General features: G+C 71.3%; 24 protein-coding genes and 1 tRNA gene. 15 read left to right on the forward strand and 10 right to left on the reverse strand.

Annotated elements, in window-relative coordinates:
• Positions 1-37 precede the first annotated feature (37 nt).
• The 3 genes from CXH06_RS02915 to ectA all read right to left on the reverse strand — a co-directional run bounded on the left by CXH06_RS02915 (position 38) and on the right by ectA (position 2,500).
• Positions 38-433, reverse strand: coding sequence for an ectoine synthase (locus tag CXH06_RS02915; RefSeq protein ID WP_114853653.1), 396 nt, complete (start codon positions 431-433; stop codon positions 38-40).
• A 103-nt stretch (positions 434-536) separates the two neighbouring features.
• A complete protein-coding gene (gene ectB / locus CXH06_RS02920) occupies positions 537-1,826 on the reverse strand; it encodes a diaminobutyrate--2-oxoglutarate transaminase (RefSeq protein WP_114853654.1) in 1,290 nt (429 codons plus the stop codon).
• A 98-nt stretch (positions 1,827-1,924) separates the two neighbouring features.
• Positions 1,925-2,500: a diaminobutyrate acetyltransferase gene (ectA, locus tag CXH06_RS02925; protein WP_114853655.1), complete on the reverse strand. Its 576-nt coding sequence runs from the start codon at positions 2,498-2,500 to the stop codon at positions 1,925-1,927.
• 352 nt (positions 2,501-2,852) lie between these two features.
• Between ectA and CXH06_RS02930 the strand changes: the two genes are divergently transcribed.
• On the forward strand, positions 2,853-4,364 hold the full coding sequence (locus CXH06_RS02930) for a sodium:alanine symporter family protein (protein WP_114853656.1): 1,512 nt from the start codon (positions 2,853-2,855) through the stop codon (positions 4,362-4,364).
• A gap of 128 nt (positions 4,365-4,492) precedes the next feature.
• A tRNA-Lys gene (locus CXH06_RS02935) sits at positions 4,493-4,565 on the forward strand.
• Between the two features lie 117 nt (positions 4,566-4,682).
• Here CXH06_RS02935 and CXH06_RS02940 read toward each other — a convergent pair.
• The gene (locus CXH06_RS02940; RefSeq protein WP_114853657.1) at positions 4,683-5,030 is read right to left on the reverse strand and encodes a hypothetical protein; all 348 of its coding nucleotides are present in this window, start codon (positions 5,028-5,030) and stop codon (positions 4,683-4,685) included.
• 270 nt (positions 5,031-5,300) lie between these two features.
• Between CXH06_RS02940 and CXH06_RS02945 the strand changes: the two genes are divergently transcribed.
• The 4 genes from CXH06_RS02945 to CXH06_RS02960 all read left to right on the forward strand — a co-directional run bounded on the left by CXH06_RS02945 (position 5,301) and on the right by CXH06_RS02960 (position 8,686).
• Positions 5,301-5,606, forward strand: coding sequence for a hypothetical protein (locus CXH06_RS02945; RefSeq protein ID WP_114853658.1), 306 nt, complete (start codon positions 5,301-5,303; stop codon positions 5,604-5,606).
• Positions 5,603-6,736: a C2 family cysteine protease gene (locus CXH06_RS02950; protein ID WP_114853659.1), complete on the forward strand. Its 1,134-nt coding sequence runs from the start codon at positions 5,603-5,605 to the stop codon at positions 6,734-6,736. Before CXH06_RS02945 ends, CXH06_RS02950 begins: the two co-directional genes overlap by 4 nt.
• Positions 6,737-6,839: 103 nt before the next feature.
• On the forward strand, positions 6,840-7,556 hold the full coding sequence (locus CXH06_RS02955) for a class I SAM-dependent methyltransferase (protein WP_157975572.1): 717 nt from the start codon (positions 6,840-6,842) through the stop codon (positions 7,554-7,556).
• 116 nt (positions 7,557-7,672) lie between these two features.
• The gene (locus tag CXH06_RS02960) at positions 7,673-8,686 is read left to right on the forward strand and encodes an aminoglycoside phosphotransferase family protein (protein WP_157975573.1); all 1,014 of its coding nucleotides are present in this window, start codon (positions 7,673-7,675) and stop codon (positions 8,684-8,686) included.
• A gap of 90 nt (positions 8,687-8,776) precedes the next feature.
• On the opposite strand, the gene CXH06_RS02965 is transcribed toward CXH06_RS02960, so the two are convergent.
• Positions 8,777-9,778: a phosphotransferase gene (locus CXH06_RS02965; protein ID WP_114853661.1), complete on the reverse strand. Its 1,002-nt coding sequence runs from the start codon at positions 9,776-9,778 to the stop codon at positions 8,777-8,779.
• Between the two features lie 81 nt (positions 9,779-9,859).
• On the reverse strand, positions 9,860-10,738 hold the full coding sequence (locus CXH06_RS02970) for an SDR family oxidoreductase (RefSeq protein WP_157975574.1): 879 nt from the start codon (positions 10,736-10,738) through the stop codon (positions 9,860-9,862).
• An 84-nt stretch (positions 10,739-10,822) separates the two neighbouring features.
• Here CXH06_RS02970 and CXH06_RS02975 point away from each other — a divergent pair, with 84 nt between their 5' ends.
• Positions 10,823-11,419 carry a TetR/AcrR family transcriptional regulator gene (locus tag CXH06_RS02975; RefSeq protein WP_114853663.1) on the forward strand — a complete coding sequence of 199 codons (597 nt, stop codon included), beginning with the start codon at positions 10,823-10,825 and terminating at the stop codon, positions 11,417-11,419.
• A 37-nt stretch (positions 11,420-11,456) separates the two neighbouring features.
• On the opposite strand, the gene CXH06_RS02980 is transcribed toward CXH06_RS02975, so the two are convergent.
• Positions 11,457-11,786 carry a DUF1330 domain-containing protein gene (locus CXH06_RS02980; protein ID WP_232820170.1) on the reverse strand — a complete coding sequence of 110 codons (330 nt, stop codon included), beginning with the start codon at positions 11,784-11,786 and terminating at the stop codon, positions 11,457-11,459.
• A gap of 232 nt (positions 11,787-12,018) precedes the next feature.
• Here CXH06_RS02980 and surE point away from each other — a divergent pair, with 232 nt between their 5' ends.
• Positions 12,019-12,957, forward strand: coding sequence for a 5'/3'-nucleotidase SurE (gene surE, locus CXH06_RS02985; RefSeq protein ID WP_114853665.1), 939 nt, complete (start codon positions 12,019-12,021; stop codon positions 12,955-12,957).
• A 94-nt stretch (positions 12,958-13,051) separates the two neighbouring features.
• On the opposite strand, the gene CXH06_RS02990 is transcribed toward surE, so the two are convergent.
• Together CXH06_RS02990 and CXH06_RS02995 are read right to left on the reverse strand one after the other, a co-directional pair.
• Positions 13,052-13,630, reverse strand: coding sequence for a CueP family metal-binding protein (locus CXH06_RS02990; RefSeq protein WP_232820171.1), 579 nt, complete (start codon positions 13,628-13,630; stop codon positions 13,052-13,054).
• Positions 13,627-14,247 (reverse strand): YdhK family protein, encoded by a 621-nt coding sequence (locus tag CXH06_RS02995; protein ID WP_114853666.1) that lies wholly within the window; start codon positions 14,245-14,247, stop codon positions 13,627-13,629. The genes CXH06_RS02990 and CXH06_RS02995 overlap by 4 nt, the downstream gene beginning before the upstream one ends.
• Positions 14,248-14,400: 153 nt before the next feature.
• Between CXH06_RS02995 and CXH06_RS03000 the strand changes: the two genes are divergently transcribed.
• Positions 14,401-14,904, forward strand: coding sequence for an SRPBCC domain-containing protein (locus CXH06_RS03000; protein WP_114853667.1), 504 nt, complete (start codon positions 14,401-14,403; stop codon positions 14,902-14,904).
• A gap of 3 nt (positions 14,905-14,907) precedes the next feature.
• Here CXH06_RS03000 and CXH06_RS03005 read toward each other — a convergent pair whose 3' ends face one another.
• Entirely contained in the window at positions 14,908-15,294 is a 387-nt protein-coding gene (locus CXH06_RS03005; protein WP_114853668.1) for a DoxX family protein, read from the reverse strand.
• An 83-nt stretch (positions 15,295-15,377) separates the two neighbouring features.
• Between CXH06_RS03005 and CXH06_RS03010 the strand changes: the two genes are divergently transcribed.
• From CXH06_RS03010 to CXH06_RS03035, 6 genes are all read left to right on the forward strand, one after another.
• Complete coding sequence (locus CXH06_RS03010) at positions 15,378-16,247, forward strand: sigma-70 family RNA polymerase sigma factor (protein WP_114853669.1); 870 nt, start codon at positions 15,378-15,380, stop codon at positions 16,245-16,247.
• Positions 16,248-16,287: 40 nt separating this feature from the next.
• Positions 16,288-16,761 carry a glyoxalase/bleomycin resistance/extradiol dioxygenase family protein gene (locus CXH06_RS03015; RefSeq protein ID WP_114853670.1) on the forward strand — a complete coding sequence of 158 codons (474 nt, stop codon included), beginning with the start codon at positions 16,288-16,290 and terminating at the stop codon, positions 16,759-16,761.
• A 45-nt stretch (positions 16,762-16,806) separates the two neighbouring features.
• Positions 16,807-17,805 carry a phosphotransferase family protein gene (locus CXH06_RS03020; protein WP_198683994.1) on the forward strand — a complete coding sequence of 333 codons (999 nt, stop codon included), beginning with the start codon at positions 16,807-16,809 and terminating at the stop codon, positions 17,803-17,805.
• 100 nt (positions 17,806-17,905) lie between these two features.
• Positions 17,906-18,571, forward strand: a complete 666-nt coding sequence (locus CXH06_RS03025) for a DedA family protein (RefSeq protein ID WP_114853672.1) — start codon at positions 17,906-17,908, stop codon at positions 18,569-18,571.
• Positions 18,572-18,612: 41 nt separating this feature from the next.
• Complete coding sequence (locus CXH06_RS03030) at positions 18,613-19,908, forward strand: sensor histidine kinase (protein WP_114853673.1); 1,296 nt, start codon at positions 18,613-18,615, stop codon at positions 19,906-19,908.
• Entirely contained in the window at positions 19,905-20,576 is a 672-nt protein-coding gene (locus CXH06_RS03035) for a response regulator transcription factor (RefSeq protein ID WP_114853828.1), read from the forward strand. The genes CXH06_RS03030 and CXH06_RS03035 overlap by 4 nt, the downstream gene beginning before the upstream one ends.
• Positions 20,577-20,637 lie beyond the last annotated feature (61 nt).

The raw sequence follows: 20,637 nt of genomic DNA on the forward strand, positions 1-20,637 counted from the left end.
TGCTGTCTGCCTGGTCTGTTCCTCGCCCGTGCGTCGATCAGGCGGTCTCCTCGACCACCAGGGGGTACACGCCGTTCTCGTCGTGGACCTCGCGGCCGGTGACCGGCGGGTTGAACACGCACACGCACTTGATCTCCTGGCGGACCCGGACCTTGTGCTTGTCGTGGTCGTTGAGCAGGTACAGGGTGCCCGGGGCGAGCTGGTGCACCTCGCCGGTGGCCATGTCCTCGATCTCGCCCTCGCCCTGGGTGACGAAGACGGCCTCGATGTGGTTGGCGTACCAGAAGTAGCTCTCGGTGCCCTCGTACAGGGTGGTCTCGTGCACGGAGAAGCCCACACCCTCCTTGGCCAGGATGATGCGCTTGGAGCGCCAGGTGTCGGACTTGATGTCGGCGTCGGTGTCCTCGACATCGGCGAGCGAGCGGACGAGCATGGTGGGTTCCTTCCGGTGGATGGTCCAGGGGACCTGCGGGCCGGTGGGCACGCAGGGCGTCGGCCCGCCGCACGGGACGACGGGCCGACGGGGGTGGGGGGTCTCAGGCGCCGAGGGCCTCGGCGACGGCCTTCTCGATGATGTCCAGGCCGGCGCGCAGCTGCTCCTCGGGGATGGTGAGGGCGGGCAGCAGCTTGACGACCTCGTCGTCGGGACCGGAGGTCTCCACGAGCAGACCCTCCTCGAAGGCCTGGGCGGCGACCTGCCCGGCCAGCTCACCGGAGGGCAGCTGCAGACCGCGGGCGAGGCCGCGACCCTTGACGATCAGCTCGTGCTCCTCGAAGCGGGCGGCGATCTGGTTGAAGCGGCTCTCGACGTAGGCACCCTTGGCGATGGTGACCTTCTCGAACTCGTCGTCGCTCCAGAACAGGTCGATCGCGGCGGTGGCGGAGGCGAAGGCCGGGCCGAAGCCGCGGAAGGTGCCGTTGTGCTCGCCGGGCTCCCAGATGTCGAGCTCGGGCTTGATGAGCGTCAGGGCCAGCGGCATGCCGTAGCCGCTGATCGACTTCGAGAGCGTGACCATGTCCGGCACGATCCCCGCCTCCTCGAAGCTGAAGAAGCCGCCGGTGCGGCCGCAGCCCATCTGGATGTCGTCGACGATCAGCAGGATCTCGTGCTCGGCGCACAGGGCGGCGAGGCCGCGCAGCCACTCGGCGCGGGCGGCGTTGATGCCGCCCTCGCCCTGGACGGTCTCCACGATCACCGCGGCGGGCTTGTTCAGGCCGCTGCCGCCGTCGGAGAGGAGGCGCTCGAGGTACATGTGGTCCGGCACGATCTGGCCGAAGTAGTCGTCGAAGGGCATCGGCGTGGCATGCACCAGGGGGATGCCGGCGCCGCCGCGCTTCATCGAGTTGCCGGTGACGGACAGGGCGCCCAGCGTCATGCCGTGGAAGCCGTTCGTGAAGCTGACCACGGACTCGCGCCCGGTGACCTTGCGGGCCAGCTTCAGCGCGGCCTCGACGGCGTTGGCGCCGCCCGGGCCGGGGAAGGCGACCTTGTAGTCCAGGCCGCGGGGCTGGAGGATCTTCTCGTCGAAGGTCTGCAGGAACTGGCGGCGCACATCGGTGAACATGTCCAGGCCGTGCACGACGCGGTCCTCGACGAAGTGGTCGATGACGACCTTCTTCAGCTCGGGGTGGTTGTGGCCGTAGTTCAGGGTGCCGGCGCCGGCGAAGAAGTCGATGTACTCGCGGCCGTCCTCCGCGGTGAGCACGGAGCCCTTCGCGTGGGTGAAGACGGCGGGCCAGCCGCGGGAGTAGCTGCGGACCTCGGACTCGAGCTCGACGGGATCCTCGCTGCGGCGAGTGGTGGGCTTCGGTGCGGTCGTGGTCATGACATCTCCCTGGGTGGGTGGGTGCGGGTGGTCTGTGGGGCGGCCTGCGGGCGCGCCGGGGCGCCCGTGCCGACGGTGGCCGGTCGGGTCCGGTGGGTTCAGGAGGCGCTGCCGAGGTCGCTGATGAGGTGGAGCTGCTCGGCGGCGTGGCCCGGATCGGGGAAGTGGGACTCCTCGAACAGCGGCGTCACGTGGTGCGTGGCGCCGTGGCGCTCCGCGAAGGCGGCGAACAGCCGCTGGGAGGCGGTGTTGTCCTCGGTGATGGTGGATTCGAGGGTGCGGACCTGCGGGAGGTCCGCCACCAGCGCATCGAGCAGGCGGGCGGCGATCCGCCGGCCCCGCTGGGAGGAGTCCACGGCGATCTGCCAGATGAACAGGTGCTCCGGCGCGTCGGGCCGGAGGTAGCCGAGCACGTAGCCGACGGCCTCGCCGTCCTGCACCGCCAGCCGGCAGGTGGCCCCGAAGTCGCGGGCCATCAGCAGGTAGGCGTAGGAGGTGTTCAGATCGAGCGCCCCGGAATCGCGGGCGATCCGCCACATGGCCGCACCGTCGGGATGGACGGTGGAGCGGATCTCGAGGCCGTCCGCGGCGCCATCGGCGCCGGTGGAGGCGGGTCCTGCGGTCGAGCGGGGGGTCGGAAGGCGGTCATCTGTCGGCGTGGTCAACTGGCCCATCACGATCCCCAACGCTAACGAGAACGCCGTCAGATGTGGACCCCGGGCCCCGAGAACGGGGGGCTTCCTCGGAGTGTCGTGACCTAAACGTGATGCCCGAGGATCCGTGGATCGGATTGTCGGACAAGGGGGCATCCCTCCGTGCGGCCTGCGGCGATGTGGTCGCCCGGCACGGGCCGCCCGGGCGGTCGGCGCACCCTCGTGTGGCATGCGTCACGACCGCGGGGTCGGGCGGCCCTCGCGCGCGCGGGTACGTCAGAGGCGCTGGACGGCGTCGCAGAGCGTCCCGCGGCCTCTCGCCGACTGGTCGGTGGTGGGGGTGCGGCGGGGCCGCCCGATACCGTCGAGCCCCATGACGTTCCTCGAATCGCTCAACGAGTTCCTCGGTGCCTCCGAAGGATGGCTGTGGACCTGGGTCGGGATGCCGGTCGTCGTGGTGCTGGCCCTCTACTTCACGGTCCGCACCCGCGGCGTGCAGTTCCGGATGTTCCCCGCGATGCTCTCCTCCATCACCGAGCGCGCGCAGCGCGAGGCGGTCGCCGGCCCCGGATCGCGCCGCCCCCGCACCAAGTCGCTCAGCGCCTTCCAGGCCTTCAGCGTCTCCGCCGCCGCGCGCGTGGGCACCGGCAACATCTCCGGCGTCGCCGGAGCGATCTTCCTGGGCGGCCCCGGCGCTGTGCTGTGGATGTGGGTGATGTGCCTGCTGACCGCCTCCGCCAGCTTCATCGAGTCCACCCTCGCGCAGCTGTGGAAGACCCGTGGCTCGGACACCTACAAGGGCGGTCCCGCCTACTACATCCAGCGCGGACTGGGCAGCCGGGGCTTCGGCATGTTCTTCGCCATTCTGTTCATCTTCTGCTTCGCCCTGGCCTTCACCTCGCTGCAGGCCAACACCATCGTCGATGCGGTCACCGGCGCCGTCGGCGTCTACGCCGATCCGGCCTCGCTGTCCTGGCTCGCCCCGGCCCTCGGCATCGTCCTGGCCGTGCTGACCGCCGCGATCATCTTCGGCGGCATGCGCCGCGTGGCCCGGGTCGCGCAGAGCATGGTGCCGCTGATGGCGATGCTCTACCTGCTGATCGGCCTCGTGGTGGTGGCGCTGAACCTCGGCGAGCTGCCGCGCGTCATCTCCCAGATCGTCACCGAGGCCTTCTCCCCGCAGGCCGCGATCGGCGGCGGCATCGGTGCCGTGATCGCCGGCGGCGTCCAGCGCGGCATGCTCTCCAACGAGGCCGGCATGGGCTCGGTCCCGAACGTTGCCGCCACCGCCTCGGTGAGCCACCCCGTCAAGCAGGGCCTGGTGCAGAGCCTCGGCGTCTACTTCGACACCCTGCTGATCTGCACCATCACCGCATTCATCGTGCTCGTCGCCTTCCCTGACATCACCGCCGGGGGCGAGGGCCTGGTGATGGTCCAGCAGTCGCTGTCCGAGAACCTCGGCGGCTGGTCCGCGATCCTGCTGGCCGCGATCATGTTCCTGCTCGCCTTCACCTCGGTGCTGGGCAACTTCTCCTACGGCGAGGCGAACATGCACTTCCTCACCGCGAAGCGCGGCTGGCACATCGCCTTCGGCCTCGCCGTGGTGGGCGTGGTGCTCATCGGCTCGATGATCGCCGTGGATCTCGCCTGGGCGATCGCCGGCGTCAGCATGGTCTTCATCGCGCTGGTGAACTTCGTGGTCATCACCCTGCTCACCCCGACGGCGCTCAAGCTGCTGCGGCACTATCAGCAGCAGCGCTCCCAGGGCCTCGACCCGATCTTCCTGGCGCAGGACCTGCCGGAGATCCCGAACGTCGAGGTGTGGGTGGACGAGGACGTCAGCGACTACCAGGACGTGCGCAGCGCAGGCTCGGCCTCCCGCTGATCACCCCCGTGGCGCCGAGCGGGAGGCCCGGCGCCACGGCGGGGGAGCGGTGCCCGTCCACGGCGCCGGACGCCGCAGAGGAGCGCGTCGGGGCGCCGGTACGATGGGCGGGCCCGCCTGGCGGGTCGGGGCCTATAGCTCAGCTGGCAGAGCAGCGGACTTTTAATCCGCGGGTCGTGGGTTCGATCCCCACTGGGCCCACCCTGGCCGGAGCCATGATCGTGGCTCCGGGGGTCGGCATGATCAGGGCGAGCACAGCGACGCGCCCGTGTGTCCTCTCATCTCGCGTCAGGTCCTCGTCGGACTCCACGGCAGGGATCAGCGAACCGTGACCGTGATGAGCCGCGGCTCGACAGGCCCCCCAGGGCCCTGGTCGCAGTCTTCCTCCACCGCGGTGCGGTAGCAGTAGAGCGTGTGCACGGTGGTCGTACCGGCCGCTTCTCCCGTGAGCTCCAGCGCAAGCGGAGTGCTGCTGCCCGGAGCCTCGTCGGCGTCGTCGACGCCGGCGACATCACTGCCGGCGACCATCGTCGCGTCCACGACGCCTTCCGGTTCCTCCCGGACTACCCCCCAGTCGTCTCCGACGCCGGGACTGAACTCCCCGAAGGAGACCTGGACCGTCTCCCCGACGTCGAGATCCACTGTGCGTGCCCCCTCCGGGAGCATCTCGGTCTTCTCAGCGGGAGGATTCTCGAGGGCCGGAGAGCACGCGGGCAGCGCCGCACTGAGGCATGACACGACGAGGAGAGTTCCTGCGGGCCGCCACCGGCGCACACGATGCATCATGACCTCAGCGTGCCTCCTCGTCCGATCGTGGGGCGCGCCCTGCGGCGGGCGGACGTCCCCTTGGCGTGCGGTCCCGGGGCGCCCTACAGTGACAGCCACTGTAATGCAGCCCACGTCCGCACCGCCGTGAGCGGCGTCCAGGAGGCATCCATGTCCCATGAAGAGATCCAGGCTTTCCCGCTCGCGTCGCGGAGGCGGTGGAACGGTGCGCTGATCAGCATCGCCGGAGCCAAGAGCGGCCCGGACGAGCCGAGCCGCGCGCGCCTGCAGATCTCCACGGGGGACGGCGCGCAGACGGTGACGCTGGCCGAGGGAGAGAGCGTCGACATCCCGGGGGTCGGCACCATTCGGCTGGACGGGGTGGACACGGAACCGCCAGGGGAGCGTCCGCGACCCGCCCCAGGGGCCGGGCAGGTTCGACTCGGACTGACACCGGGTGACCACGGAACCTCATGAGCTTCCTCGGTGCCGACACGGCGCAGCTCGTGCAGTGTGCGAGGCGCTACGAAGCACGGGCGGGGGACCTCGCATCGACCGGGGAGTGGCTGCGCTCAACGACTGCCGCTGTCTCCTGGACCGGACCGGATGCAGAACTGTTCCGGGCACGAACTCACGAGGTCTGCGCTCGCCTCATCGACCTGGAGGAGCGGCTGCGGGGGTTCGCTGCTGAACTCGACCGTGAAGCCGAGGAACAGAACGCTGTCTCCGCTCCGGAAGGAGGAGCCGGCGGGGGAGAGGGAGCACCGTCCCGCTCGAACACCGACGAGGGCATCGGCCGGAACGGGGATCGCCAGCCGATCGACGAGGGGATCCCTGACGACGACGAGTCCCTCTCTCCGGAGAACCTCGCACAGGGACGGTGGGGTGACTGCGGCCTCCTCGCCTCCTTCGGGGCGCTGGGACACATGGACCCGGAGTTCCTGCGCCAGCAGGTCGAGGAGGGCCCCTCCGGTGTGTACACGGTGACGATGTACGACGAGCACGGGGACCCGGTGACCTACCGGATCGAGCGGGAGATCCTGGCCGACGGCGCCACCGGAGAATCCGGCGAGCAGACTCTCGCCAGCATCTACGAGGAAGCCTGGATGATGCACAACGGGGGCGACTACGAAGCGCTCAACGGCATCTTCCCCGAGGACGCGCTCGAGGCGATGACCGGCCAGCCGGCATCCCGGTACGCCGGCGATGACCGGCCGGGACTCGAGGAGATGGCGACCATGCTCGACGAAGGGCGCCCGATCGTCGCCGACACCGCCGGGAACGAGATGCCCGACGACTCCCGCATCGTCGGCACGCACGCCTACTCGGTGACGGCGGTGGACCGCGAGAACGGCACCGTGACCGTGGTGAACCCGTGGGGCGCCGAGGGGATGGATGACCCGAACGGGCCTCAGGAGACCGTCGAGATGTCCATCGAGGAGTTCCGCGAGAACTTCGTGACGACGACGGTGGGCCGCATCGGCCCCCGTGGCGACGACGGCGATTCCGGGGGCATCCTCGGTGACTTCGGAGACGCCATCGGAGACGCTGTCGACGACGTGGTCGACGGCACGACATCTGCCTTCGACTGGATGACGGGGAACTGAACCACGATCACCGCTCATTGCCCCGGACACCCGCGTGCACGAACGTGTCGAGGACGTCCTGACCTCATACACCTGGATCGTGGCTCTGCGCCGAGGGGGACTGATGAAGTACTACGAGCGAGAACATGTCGACGCCTACGCACGGATCCGGGCCGAAGGCCTGGACCAGTGGAACGACCTCCACGACGAGGACAGCGCGCGGGGTTATGACCGCTTCGCTGCGCGCCACGCCCTCGAGCGCGAGCTGCCGGGTCAGGGAGCCGGCCGCACCGTGTTCGAGTACGGGTGCGGCACGGGAGGAGCCGCGTGTTTCATGGCGTCGCGCGGCTACTCGGTCCACGCGATGGACCTGGTCCCTGATGCGATCCATATCGCTCGCGAGCGGGCGGCGAGCCGCGGCCTCGAGGTCGAGTTCGAGGTGGGCGACATCTGCCGAGGGGCAGGGCCTCGTCATCCTGTGGACTACGTGGTCGATTGCTTCTGCCTGCAGTCCATCGTTGCCGATGAGGACCGGGCAGCTGTCCTGAACGGCGTGCACCGATCGCTGAAGCCGGACGGGATCTTCGTGCTGACAACCGCGATGTTCGAACCTGCCAGGGACTACGGCGCTGACTGGTATGACCCCGACACAGGGATCGTATGGACGCACAGCTCGCGCGGCACGGGAGGGGCGCGACTGCTGGGAGGCACGTGGTTCGCCCCGATCCGTCGTCATCTGAGGCCTGCTGATCTCCGGCGCGAGCTGGAGATGCACGGTCTGGCCGTCATCGCTCAATCAGGGGAGTTCGGGGGAGAGGTCGTCTGCACGAGGCTCGGATAGTGCCGGACCGGGGTGCACCCGAGAAAGAGGGGCCCGAGCAGTGTTCGGGCTCTGCCAGTCCGTCAGCTGCTCATCCATGCAGCGTCGGGGAGGCCCCTGGCCGGGTGGATGAGCCGGTGACGTCGACCGTCAGGACAGCTGCGATCAAGGAAGGGCGCGCGACGGCGATCGTCTGCCACGATGCCCCCATGACCTGGCTCCCCTCCACCGACTCCTCGTTCCGCGCCCGCGTGCTCGCCCAGGACGACGCCGCGTGCAGGCCGTGGCTGGAAGCGATCTCTGATGTTCCCGAGGAGCTCGCTCGACGATGGCACCTTGAGCGGTCCGGGGAACCACTCTTCGGCGGTGCCAGCATCGTCATCCCCGTTCTCCTGCCGGACGCTCGCCCTGCGGCGCTGAAGCTGGCCTCCCCGATCGCCGACGCGCGCGCGGAGCACCGCGCGCTCAGCGCGCTGGCGGGCCACGGCGCCGTCGAGGTCTACGACGCGGACCTCGAGCGCAGTGCCCTCCTCCTCGAGCACATCCCTGGCCCGACCCTTGCCGAGCACACCCACCCCGCGGACCCTCTCCGTGCCGCCGCCATAGCCGGCGGCGTCGCCAGGAGCATCGCCTCCGTGCCCGCGCCCGACGATGCGCCACGTCTCGCGGAAGGCATCGACAAGTGGCTCGCACAGCTCGACGAACAGCACGCCGAGGCACACCGTATGGGCGCAGCCCTCCCTGAGGACATGTTCGCCGCCGCCGTGCACCGCGTGCAGCGACTGGGAGAGAGCCACCACGCGACGCTCACCCACGGGGACCTCAGCTTTGCGAACATCATGCGCAGATCACCGGGCGAGTGGGTGGCCATCGACCCCTCCTACCTCGCGGGTCCCCGCGAGAACGAAGCCCACACCATCCTGCGAAGCACGTTGACCTCGATCGTGGGCTCCACGGACCCTGTCGCGACGATGGCCGACCTGAACCGCAGCTTCTGCGAGGCCGCCAGTGCGGACGAAGGCCTCGCACTGGACATCTCGTACGCGAGGTTCGTCGCCTCCTACTACTGGGAAGCTCAACACCACGGCGACCCCGTGAACATCGAGAACCTGTGCACGGCGACTCGATATGCCGGTCAGCTGCTGACGTAAATGCTGTCCCGAGCGCCCAGCTGGCCGAGGACGGGCCGTGCCCGGGTGGCAGGCGCATTGCGGACCGACGGAACCCAGAGCGGGAAGCACTCAGAGAGCGGCTGCTGCCCGGACCGCTTCTCGGTAGGTCGCGATCGGCGGGTGCTGCAACAGGCCAGGCATCCGCTGACGGGCGGCGCCAGTGAGGCCCGCAGGCCGGGTGACATCGAGGGCGAGGTCGGCCTGCGACACCACGTGGTTGAGGTACCCACAGATCGAATCGCCGAGGTCGGTGACGTGGGTGATCGCGGCGGTGCCGCCGGTGTCCCGGTATCCGCGGAAAGTCTGCCGAGGCCCGTCATGATCCACGTCGGTGTGGTGGATGTGCCAGTTGTTGACGAGCTGGCCGAGGACGCGCCGTGGCGCAGCCGGGCCGGCGTCGTCCCAGTCCAGCAGGACGAGCCGGCCGTCGGGCTCACGCAGGACGTTCTGCGGCTGGAAGTCCGTGTGCGCGATGATCAGCTCATCGTGCCGGGGTGGTTCGATCTTGTCGGCGAGAGCAACGAAGCCAGGGACCGCCCTTCGGAGCTCGTCGGCCCACGGTGCACCGGCGGCTTCGCAACGCTCGACCACGACAGCCCAGTCATCGGCCGATGGTGCCAGCGTGGACCACGGATCGGGCATCTGATCGCCGGCGGGAGCGGCGATTCCTTCGATGATCGCCGCGACCTCGCCCGCCCACGCCGCTGGTCGCGGATCGGATCCCCGAAGCGGCTGACCGTCGATCCATTCGTACGCACGGATCAGACCGCCGCCGTGCTCGGTCGGCAGTGCGGCCATGTACCGGCCCTCCGTCGTGCGCAGATTCTCCGGCGCGGCGACCCCCGCCGCTCGAGCGGCGTCGCAGAACGCTGCTTGTCGAGCAACAGCAGCTTCTTCGGCATCGATGTCGCGGGCCCAGTGCAGCTCCTTGACCGCGTAGGACCCATCGGATGTCGCAAGGCGCCAGATCCGGCCCATGTGGCCCTCGCCGGCCGGAGTCATGGCCAGCGGCCGAGCCCAGCCAAAACGGTCGGTCACGATCTCGGCGGCAGACAGTGGGTCGCTGATCACCGTTTGGACAGTATTTCCCTGCGCCCCTGGCGTCCACCAAAAAATGATCGCACCAGGTCTGGTCGTGGCAGCCCCCGCACCTCACCGCCCTCCACGCGAGCGCACCCGCCCGATGACCGTCCACGCGATCATCCGTGCCATCCGCAGCGGCCCGTACCGCACGCCGGAGGCGAACGGTTCCTCCCCGCGGAGGGTCGTCTCGGCGCCGCCGTCCACGAAGAGGATCTGACCCGTGGTGAACGCGGCGTCCGGTGAGAGCAGCCAGGCGACGGCTGCGGCGACCGGCTCGACCGGGCCGGGCATCCCGAGGGGTTGCGGCAGGGCGTCCTGGAGCACCCGCTGGCTCGCCGCGTCGGCGAGCATCGTCCGGCGGGCGGTCTCGGTCTCGACGATGCCCGGGGCGACGGCGTTGAGGAGGATGCCGGCGCCGGCCCAGTCGTCCTGCCCGGCGTGGCGCCGCAGCCACCGGTTCAGGGCGATCTTCGTCGACCGGTAGATGACGGTTCCGCGCCCGCGCGCGACCAGCTGCTCGGCGATCGCCGTGGCACGCGGCTCGTCATCGGCGAGACAGGCGTCGACCAGATCGGCGTCACCGGCGGAGAGGGAGGCTGCAGAGCTCACGACCACGACCCGCGGAGCGGGCCCCCGCGCCAGATCCTCGCGCAGCGCGGTGAGCAGCGCGACGGTCCCGAAGTAGTTGAGTCCCACCGCGATGCGCCCGTCCGGACTGCCCGCGACCAGGGCCACGCCGTCGATGGGGGCCGGGGCCAGGCGGCGGACCTGGTCGACGGCGGAGGTGCGGCCCACGGGAGTCGTGAGGTCGGCGCGCACGTCGACCGTCTCGGTGATGCCGCAACGGATGACGCACGCGCCGTCCCTCTCGAGTCTCCCGGCGACGGCGGCGCCGATCCCCGAGTCGGCGCCGGTGATCACATACGTCCGGCCGGTGTGCTCTGCCATGACCCCTCCTCGTCGATGCACTAGTGCACTCATGCACTAGTGCACTCATACACTAGTGCATCATTCGTCGGCTACGCTCGTCGGATGAGCGAGCAGTCGGGGATCCGTGACCGCCGGCGGGCAGAGACGCGCAGCGCGATCGTCCGCGCGGCCACGCGGCTGTTCCTCGACAGGGGCGTCGCCCGGACCTCGATCGACGACATCGCCGCCGGTGCGGGCATCGCGCGCCGCACCTTCTTCCTCCACTTCCCGTCGAAGGAGGACGTGCTCTTCCATTACCTGGAGGGCCACATCTCCCGTGCCGCGCGGGCGCTCGAGGACCTTCCCCCCGGTGCCGAGGCCCACCAGGGTGTCCAGGCCGTGATGGCCGTGCTCCTCGACCTCTTCGAGGACCCGAGCGCCGGCACGGACGAGCTCGCGGACCTCCGTGCCGAGCTCATCGCCACCTCACGCGGCCTGCCGGCATCGCTCGCCCTCCGCCTGCAGAGAGCGCAGTCCGCTCTGGCCGACGCTCTCCGCGAGCGGTTCCCGGACCCGGCCGGCTGGCCGCTGCTGTCCGCGCACCTCGGAGCGTGCATGGGTGCTGCGGCCGCGGCGGCGCTCGCCGTCGAGAGGCCCGAGGCGCGGGCCGGCGCGATCCGGGAGGCGGTGGATCGCGCGAGCGCAGGCTTCACGGTGTGAGGCGCCGGGGGAGCACAGCGGTGACCGCGCTCCCCGCTCAGTCGAGGCCTTCGACGATGCGGAAGTCGCGCTCGAAGCCGTCGGGGAGTGCGGCCAGCGCCTGCTGGTAGGTCGCGCTCGCGCGGGCGGCGACCGCCTGCTCGAAGCTGTCGAACTCGATGAGGACGACACGCTCGGCGAGTCCGGCCTCGTGGGCTTCGACCCGGCTGCCGATGCTGGCGAGGACCCGCCCACCGGCGGCCGCGACGGTCCGACCGGCCAGCTCGTTGTAGGCCTCGAGGCTCTCGGTGTCCTCGATCGTGGGGTAGACGCTGACCCAGTAGCCCTTGGACATGGACCCTCCCGTCGTCGGTCGAGCACGTCGCATGCGGGCGTCCTCACTCGATGTCCGAAACTACCGGCGCGGAATGTGCCGCACAAGGCTGATCCGAGAATCGTGAACGCCCCTTCTGCGGCACGCCGTCGGTGCGAGAAATGGGCACTCACCTGCAGGTGATACCTCCTGCTCGCCACCGCTCCATCCGCCATTCACCCCTCGGTCATCGCGCCGTGGTCACCTCCTGGACGGCCCAGATTCGCCATCCACAAGGAGACTTCGCATGAACGAACACCGTCCCGCCCGTCGCACCCCTGGCCGTGCCGTCGCCTCGACCTTCGGGGTCCTGGTCGGTGCCGGAGCCCTCGTCGCCACCTCCCTCGCGGGCTCGGCCGTCGCGTCCCCCGCCTCCGGCCCGGGCTCGCAGGACGAGCCGCTCAGCATCATGCTGACCAACGACGACGGCTGGGACGCCCCGGGCATCACGGCGGTGTACGACGCCCTCGTGGCCTCCGGCCACTCGGTGACCCTGGTCGCCCCCGCGGCCAACCAGAGCGGCAGCGGCGCCCGCACCACCTACTCCGGCGCCCTCGCCGTCGGACAGCCGGAGCCCGGGAAGTACTGGGTCGAGGGCAGTCCTGCCGACGCCGCCGAGTTCGGTCTCTCCACCGTGTTCGCCGACGAGGCACCGGACCTCGTGATCTCCGGGTCCAACACCGGGCAGAACATCGGCGCCGCGTCGATCACCTCCGGGACGGTCGGGGCGGCCGCCACCGCGCTCAACGAGGGCGTCCCGGCCATCGCCGTGAGCACCGAGAGGGCGCCGGACGGTGGCGGCCCCTACGCCGAGACCGCGGACTTCGTCGTCGACCTGGTGGACTCCCTCGACGAGCACAGCAAGAAGGGTGCGATCCTCCCCACCGGCGTGGGCCTGAACGTGAACTACCCGATCGTCGACGACGGCGGGGAGCCCGAGGGCGTCGAGATCACGAGCACGGGGACCGGGTTCGTCGACGTCGAGCACTCCGGTGGGAGCCTGCCCGAGGTCGGTGAGGAGACGACATTCGACATCGCCACGACGATGACGTCCGAGACCGTCAAGGGCGCCGACACCACAGCGCTCGACGAGGACAAGGTCGCGGTCACCGTGATCACCGGCAACTACGATGCCTCGCCGGGCACGGTGGGTCCGGTGCGGTCCGCGATCGAGACCCTCGGCTGAGACGACCGGATGATCCCCGAGCACGTCGAGCGGCCGGACACGTGACCGGCACGGCCGCTCGACGGCTCGCCCCTCCCTCGGGGCTCGCCGGCCCTCAGGCCGTCATCTGCAGCGTGGTCAGGCAGGTGGCCGCCCCGTCGCCGCGCGTGGAGACCTCGACCGACCCGCTCCTCCCGTCGGCAGAGCAGGTCACGGCGAGGTCCTTGCCACGGGGCAGCCAGAGACCCAGAAAGCCGTTCGGCTGCGTCGTGACCGTCGCGTCGACGATCGCCTCGCCGGCATCGTCCGTCACCAGCACCGAGATCTCCTGCTCCGGGAGCTCCCCGAGGCACGTGGTGAGGCTGTGGAGATGGCAGTCATGCGTCGTGCGCAGGAACGGCGCGACGGAGAGGTAGAAGGAGTCCTCGGGCAGCGGGAGCGCTGCCTCGCGCCCACTCTCGTCGCTCAGGACGAGCTCGGTGGGGTGCACCGCCGCGAGGATGCCCTGGGGGCGCTCGTCGAGCGGGAGCGCGTCCAAGTGGTCGATGATCTCGCGCGCTCCCATGCCCTCGAGTCCGAGGTCCCGCAGGAGTGCCTCCTGAGGGGAGGCGCCGGTGCAGCCGGCCAGGAGAGCCAGGGGCGCCAGGGCGAGGCCGCCCAGCAGCGTGCGGCGCGCCGGTGCCGGGGTGCTCACGACGCCGGCTCGATCTCGCTCTCGACGACCCACTTGTGGCGCGTCATCTCCATGCCGTCCATCGTGAGGTCGACCATGTACACCGTCTCGCCGGTGGCGCTGTCGATGGTCGCCTCCGCGCCGTCCATCCCGGGCATGTGCTCGGCGCGCAGCTCCACCTCGGAGCCCTCCGGCAGCGGTGCCTCCTCGGGGTCGACCAGCTCCTCGTGGACCACCCAGCGGTGGTCGGTGACCGGCTCCCCGCCATCGGTCGGGGTGTAGGAGACGGAATAGGTGGTGGTCTCGAACGCCCCGGAGATCGTGGCCTCCGCTCCCTCCATGCCCGGCATGTGGTCCGCGGTGAGGATCACCGTGGTGCCCACGGGGTAGGTCGGATCGGCGGCCTCGGCGATGCCCTCCGGGGGCGGGCCGCCGTCGGGGGCGTGCGCGGCGTGGGGGTCGTCCTCGGCGGTGTCGTGGCCGGAGCCCTGCGGGGCGTCGTGGCCCGAATCGTGGCCGTCCTCCGAGCCGGCATCGGCCTGCGGGTCGTCCTCCGCGCCGCCGGTGCATCCGGCGAGCGCGGCCGTGCCGGCCAGGAGCAGAGCGGCCCGTCGGCTCAGCGGTCCTCGGATGGTCATGGTCATCTCCTCCTATGGGGGACTGCGGGTCGGACGGCCATAGCGTATACCCCTATAGGGTATCGGTGGGGAGGTCGTGGCGAGTGTCGGGGCCTGGCGTGTCCCCTCGTGACCTGGAAGAGTCGAGGTCACGATCTCGGAGAGGAGCGCGCCATGCATCCGGCCCCAGAACCTCACGGTGCCGTCGTCGGCTCACCCCGAGGGCGCGAGCTGCAGATCGAGCGGACCGTCCCGGCGGACGTCGACCGCGTGTGGGCGGCGCTGACCACCTCCGCCGGCCTCGAGCCGTGGTTCGGCCGCCTCGAGGGAGACCCCTCGACCGGGCGCGTCGCCGTCCTCATGACGGCCGAGGACGACGTCGCCACCCCCCAGGAGTGCACGATCAGCACCTGCACCACACCGCGCCTGCTGTCGGTGGAGCTGGGCGCCGGCGAGGACGCCTGGCGTGTCCGCGCGGAGCTGTCCGCCGCGGAGGACGGCACGAACCTGCTGTTCACCCAGGTGATCGGCGCGGGCCCGGTCGGAAGCATCGGCCCCGGCTGGGAGTACTACCTCGAGCGGCTCAGTCGCAGCCTCGCGGGCGGGGACGCGGCGGAGGTGGCGTGGGAGGACTACTACCCGGCGATGCAGGAGCACTACGAGGCACTGGCCCGCTGAGGCTCATCCCCCGTACGGCGCCAGCGCGAATCGACCCCAGGCGAGCAGCGCGAAGGCCAGCACGAAGACGACGTCCCCGGCCATGAAGCGCCATTCGCCACGGCGGAACCGCGTGGTCGCCGCGCCGGCCATGAACAGGGCCAGCCCGCAGGCGGCGAGCGGTGAGAGCACCGCGGCGATGCCCGTCACCGCCGGCAGCCACAGTCCCGTGGCGCCGATCAGCTTGATCGTGCCGATGGCCTTCAGCTGCCCGGCGCTGAAGTCCTCGACCCAGGCCTGGCTCTCGCCGAGGGCGCGGTAGCGTTCCCGGGGGAGGAGCATCTGGGCCAGGGCGCCGACGGTGAAGGCCAGGGCCAGCAGTGCGGTGATGATCCACAGAACGGTGGTCATGATCGTGTCCTCTCGAGATGTGACCTCGGAGCGTGCTGCTCCGTCACAGGGATGACGACCCATCGCGACGGAAGGTAACGACCATGCAGGAGCGCACCCTCGCCGAGGCGTTCGAGCAGGAGCGACCACGCCTGCTGGCGGTGGCCGCGCGGGCGCTCGGCTCGCGCGACGACGCCGAGGACGCCGTGCAGGAGGCCTGGCTGCGGCTGGACCGGCATCGCGGCGACCGGATCGAGAACCTGGCCGGGTGGCTCACCCGGGTGGTGGGCCGGATCTGCCTCGACACCCTGCGCCGCCGCACCGCGCAGGCCGAGACGGCGCTCGAGGACTGGGAGACCGATCCCGTGGTCACCGAGGACGTCGAGGACCCGCAGGACACCGCGCTCACCGCGGACGCCGTAGGACTGGCGATGCTGGTGGTGCTGGACTCCCTGACTCCCTCCGAGCGTCTCGCCTTCGTCCTGCACGACGTGTTCGCGGTGCCCTTCGCGCAGATCGCCGAGATCATCGACACCACACCCGGGGCCGCGAAGATGGCGGCCAGCCGCGCCCGGCGCACCCTCCAGCAGCAGCCCGTGCCCACCGGTTCCCTGCACCAGCGCCGAGAGGTCGTGGACGCCTTCCTCGCCGCGGCCCGCGAGGGGAACTTCGAGGCGCTGCTCACGCTGCTGGACCCGGACGTCACCTGGCACCGCCTCACCGCGCGCCGGCGCACCACCGGTGCGGGCGCCGAGAGCGTGCTCGATGCCGTGCGTCGCGGCGACCCGAGCAGGATGCAGGCCCGCCGCGTCAGCGTGGACGGGGAGCCCGGCATCCTGGTGTGGGGGCCGAACGGACGGCCGATGGGCCTCATGGCCTGCACCGTCGCGGACGGCCGCATCGTCGCCCTCACCTCGATCATCGACCCTGCACGCCTGGCGCGGATGGAGCTGCCGGATCCGGAGTCGCACTGAGGGGCGATCCGCGGGGCGCGGCGGCGTAGTGTGCCGTCTCATGAGCGACGATGCCCGACATGTCCCCGTGCCCGCCGCGGACTGGGGCCGCACCGTCGTGGTCGTCCGCGACCAGGAGGCGTCGCTCCGCTACTACCGCGACGCCTTCGGTGCGCACATCCTCCATGACTCGACGGTGAACGGCTTCCGGTATCTCCATCTGGGGATCGGCCGCGGGGGCCTGTGGCTGATCGCCGCGAGCGAGCACAGCGCCGATGCCGTCGGCCGCCAGACGGGCGGGCACCCGCTGGGCGTCGTGTACGTGAGCGACGTGGAGGCGACCATCGAGCGCGCGGTCGCCGCCGGTGCGAAGGTCGTGAAGGACCTCGTCGCCGACGCCACCGCCCGCTACGCGCACGTGAGCGACATCGACGGCAACGAGATCGTTCTCGTGCAGATCCTCGTGACGGACGAGGGCGAAAGCAGCTATGCCGAGGTCCGGCCCGACACGTCGTCGTCCCCGCGACACCGGTGACGCTGCGGCGCACCGCCGGCCGGGACGATGTGCAAGGCTCGAGCGGTGCCCGCCCCTCCACCGCCGGTCCTCGACGACCCGGCCGCCGACCCCGTGCTGTCCAGGATCCTGGCGGCCACCGGTCTGCCCGTGCGCGGCCGGTTCCGGCGCACGGCCGGCTGGACCAGCCGCGCATGGCTCGGCGAGGACTGCGTGGTGCGTCTGAGCACCGGGCCGGCCCACGGTGCGTACGCCCATGAGGCCGTCGTCGCCGGCCTGCTCGCGGGCAGCGACGTCCCGCACGCCCGCCGCATCGCCCACGGCGAGGGGCCCGACGGGGCCTGGTACGTCTCCGAGCGCCTCCCCGGCCGCACCCTGCACGACGCCTGGCCGGCGGCGGATGCAGGCACACGTCGAGACCTCATCGAGTCCCTCGGCGCCGCACTGCGCGCCCTGCACCGTGTTCCGGTCCCCGCCGACCTGCTCCCGCCCTGGCTCCGCGAGGCCCTGGCCGGCGGGCCGTGGCCCGCGTACCACCCGCCCGTCGTCGGCGCGGCGCTCCAGCAGGTCGAGGCCGCGCGACGGGTGCCCGGCACCGATGCACGCCTGATGGCGGATGCCGCCGCGTGGGTCCGCGAGCGGCTCCCCCTGTTCCGCGAGGACGATCCTGTGCTGGTCCACGGCGACCTCCACGGATCCAACGTGATGGTCGAGGGAGGGCGCGTCACCGGCCTCATCGACTTCGCGGAGTCCCTGGCGCAGCCCGCCGATGCCGAGCTCGACACGATCCTGCGCTGGTGCGCGATGTCGCGCGAGTATCCGCCCGACCCCGCCGGGCAGGGTCTCGACGAGGCCGCTCTCGCCGCGGTCCCCGGATGGCTGCACGGCGCCTATCCGCAGCTGTTCGCGCGCCCGCACCTGCGCGAGCGGCTGCACGTCTACGACATGCACCGGCAGCTGGCGCTCTGCGCGCACCACCCCGAGGAGGCAGGGCGCGCGGCGGCGCAGCTCCGCGTCGCCGCTCTGCTGCGCGGGCACGACCATCTCGACGCGCTCGCCTGGTAGGGCAGCTCCCGGCGCACCGCCCCGGGGATCACTCTCCAGAGCGATGGCGATGAGCCCGCCGAGCGATGTGGGACCACCGCGGCGCTCCTAGCCTCGAGACGTGGAACAGATCAACGCCCTCATCCTCCAGGCGGCCGATTCGCCGTGGCTGCTCCTGGTCATGCTGCTCACCTCGATCGTGGACGGCGTTTTCCCGCTGATCCCCAGCGAGACGGTGCTGGTGGCCGCCGTGGCCTCCGCCGCGGCCACCGGAGACCCGGCCACCATCGCGGTGGTGGGACTGGTCGCCGCGCTGGGCGCGATGCTCGGGGACAACCTCGCCTACCTGCTCGGTCGTGCGGCCGGGACCCGGAGGCCGCGCTGGATGCGTGGTCCGCGCATCAGCGCGGCGCTCGCTCGCGCCCAGCGCTCCCTGCAGGAGCGCGGGGCGCCGTTCCTGCTCTCGGCGCGCTTCGTCCCGGGCGGTCGGGTCGCCGTGAACCTCAGCGCCGGCATCCTGGGCTATCCCTGGCGCCGGTTCGCGGGGCTCAGCGTGGTCGCCGGACTCATGTGGTCCCTCTACAGCGCGGGCATCGGCACCGTGGCGGGCCACTGGCTCGGCGATCAGCCTCTGCTCAGCGTGCTGATCGGCATCGGCGTGGCCGGGGTGATCGGGATCGTGGTCGATCGCCTCCGGGCGGCGCGGGAGCGGAGGACGGCAACACCGTCACCGGTTCTCCTCCCGAGCTGCGCTCCGATTCCCCTCGCCGCCGCGGCGGCGCCGTGAGCGAGACACCACCGGCGACGCCGACCGACTACGGTCGAGGGGTGGACCACACCGGGGAGCGCGAGGAGCCGCGGCGCTCCCGCGGGCGCCGCAGCCCTCGCGGCGCCGCGCGCGCCGTCCCGCCGCGCCTCGGCGAGCTCGCGACCCGCCGCACCGCGCCGCCGGCCGTGCTGATGGTCCTCGCCATCATCCAGTTCTCGGTGCTCGTGCCGATCCACGTCGCCCAGTACGGCACGCCGGTCGCCCTCGCCATCCCGCTCGGTGCGGTGCTGTGCATCGCCCCGGTGGTGGCGCTGACCCGTCCCGGGACCGCGACTGTCCTGTTCTGCGCCGCCGTCCTCGTCCTGCCGCTGGCGGGTCTGGCGGGCCGGGAGGCCGGCTGGCCGTGGCCGTGGTCCGTGCCCGCCATGATCGCCTTCACGCTCTTCGTCCTCGTGATCACGATCGTGCACGGTTGGCGCGCGGGCCTCGTCCCCTGGGCGGTGAGCCTCCTGGGAACGCTGCTGATGCCGATGATCGGCGGCCCGGGCGCCGGGGGAACCACCGGCGCGGGGCTCATCGTCACCGCGTCGATCTCAGGTGCGGCGCTGCTGGTCGCCGTGCTGATCGCCGGACGCCTGCGGGTGGGTGCGGAGCTGAGCCGCGAACGGGAGCTGACCGCCGCGGAGCATGCCCGTCGCATCCTCGTCGAGGAGCGCACCCGGATCGCCCGCGAGCTGCACGACGTGGTCGCCCACAGCACCTCGCTGATCCAGGTGCAGGCGTCCACCGCGCGGTACCGGATCCCCGATCTGCCGCCCTCGGCGCTCGCGGAGTTCGAGGAGATCTCCCGCAACGCGCGCGGCTCGCTGACGGAGATGCGCCGGCTGCTCGGGGTGCTGCGCACGGAGGACGACGACGCCGAGCTCGCCCCGCAGCAGTCCATCGCGGACATCCCCGCGCTGGTGGAGGGGATCCGCCAGGCGGGCGGCGCGGTCGAGCTGACCTACTCCCCGCCGCCCGACGGCCTGGCGCCCAGCGTGCACATCGCCGCCTTCCGGATCACGCAGGAGGCGCTGAGCAATGCCGTCCGGCACGCGCCCGGAGCCCCGATCACCCTCGCCGTGGAGCCGGGGGAGGACGCCGTGCGGATCGTGGTCCACAACGGGCCGTCGGCCGCGGATCCGCCGCCGGCCGCCCTCCCCGCCGCGGCGCCGGGCGGCGGGCACGGGCTGCGCGGCATGCAGGAACGCGTCACACTGCTCGGAGGAAGCCTGGTCGTGGGGCCCGACCCCTCGGGAGGATGGACCGTGACCGCGGTGCTGCCGTGGCGGGAGACGGGAACGGGGAGCGCATGAGCATCGACGTCCTGATCGTCGACGACGCGGCGATGGTCCGCGCGGGATTCGCCGCCCTGCTGGACGCCCACGACGGCATCCGCGTGGCCGGCCAGGCCACCACCGGCAAGGAGGCCGTCTCCCTCGCGGCGCGCCTGAGCCCGGACGTCATCGTCATGGACGTGCGGATGCCGGAGATGGACGGGATCGAGGCGACGCGGCAGATCCTCGGGCCCGGGTTCCCCGCGGCGAAGGTGCCGCGGATCCTCATGCTCACCACCTTCGACATCGACGACTACGTCTACGACGCCCTCCAGGCCGGCGCCAGCGGGTTCCTGCTCAAGGACGCCCCGCCGGAGGACCTCGTCCATGCCGTGCGGGTGGTCGCCGCCGGCGACGCGCTGCTCTCCCCGGGCATCACCCGCAAGATGATCGCCCAGTTCGCCGCGCAGAAGCCGCAGCCCCCGCGCACCGCCGGGGTCCTGGCCACGCTCACGGAGCGCGAGCGCGAGGTGCTGCTGCTCATGGGGCAGGGCCGCTCCAACGGGGAGATCGCCGCGGAGCTCTTCCTCTCCGAGCACACCGTCAAGACGCACGTGGGCCGGATCCTGGCGAAGATCGGTGCCCGCGACCGCGTCCAGGCCGTGATCTTCGCGTACGACAGCCGTCTGGTCGAACCGACCGCCTGACCTCCCTCCCCGGTACCCCGGTAGGGGATCCCGACGGCACCGGCGAGCGATGCCCCGGCCG

Source organism: Brachybacterium sp. YJGR34, assembly GCF_003347015.1.
GTDB lineage: Bacteria > Actinomycetota > Actinomycetes > Actinomycetales > Dermabacteraceae > Brachybacterium.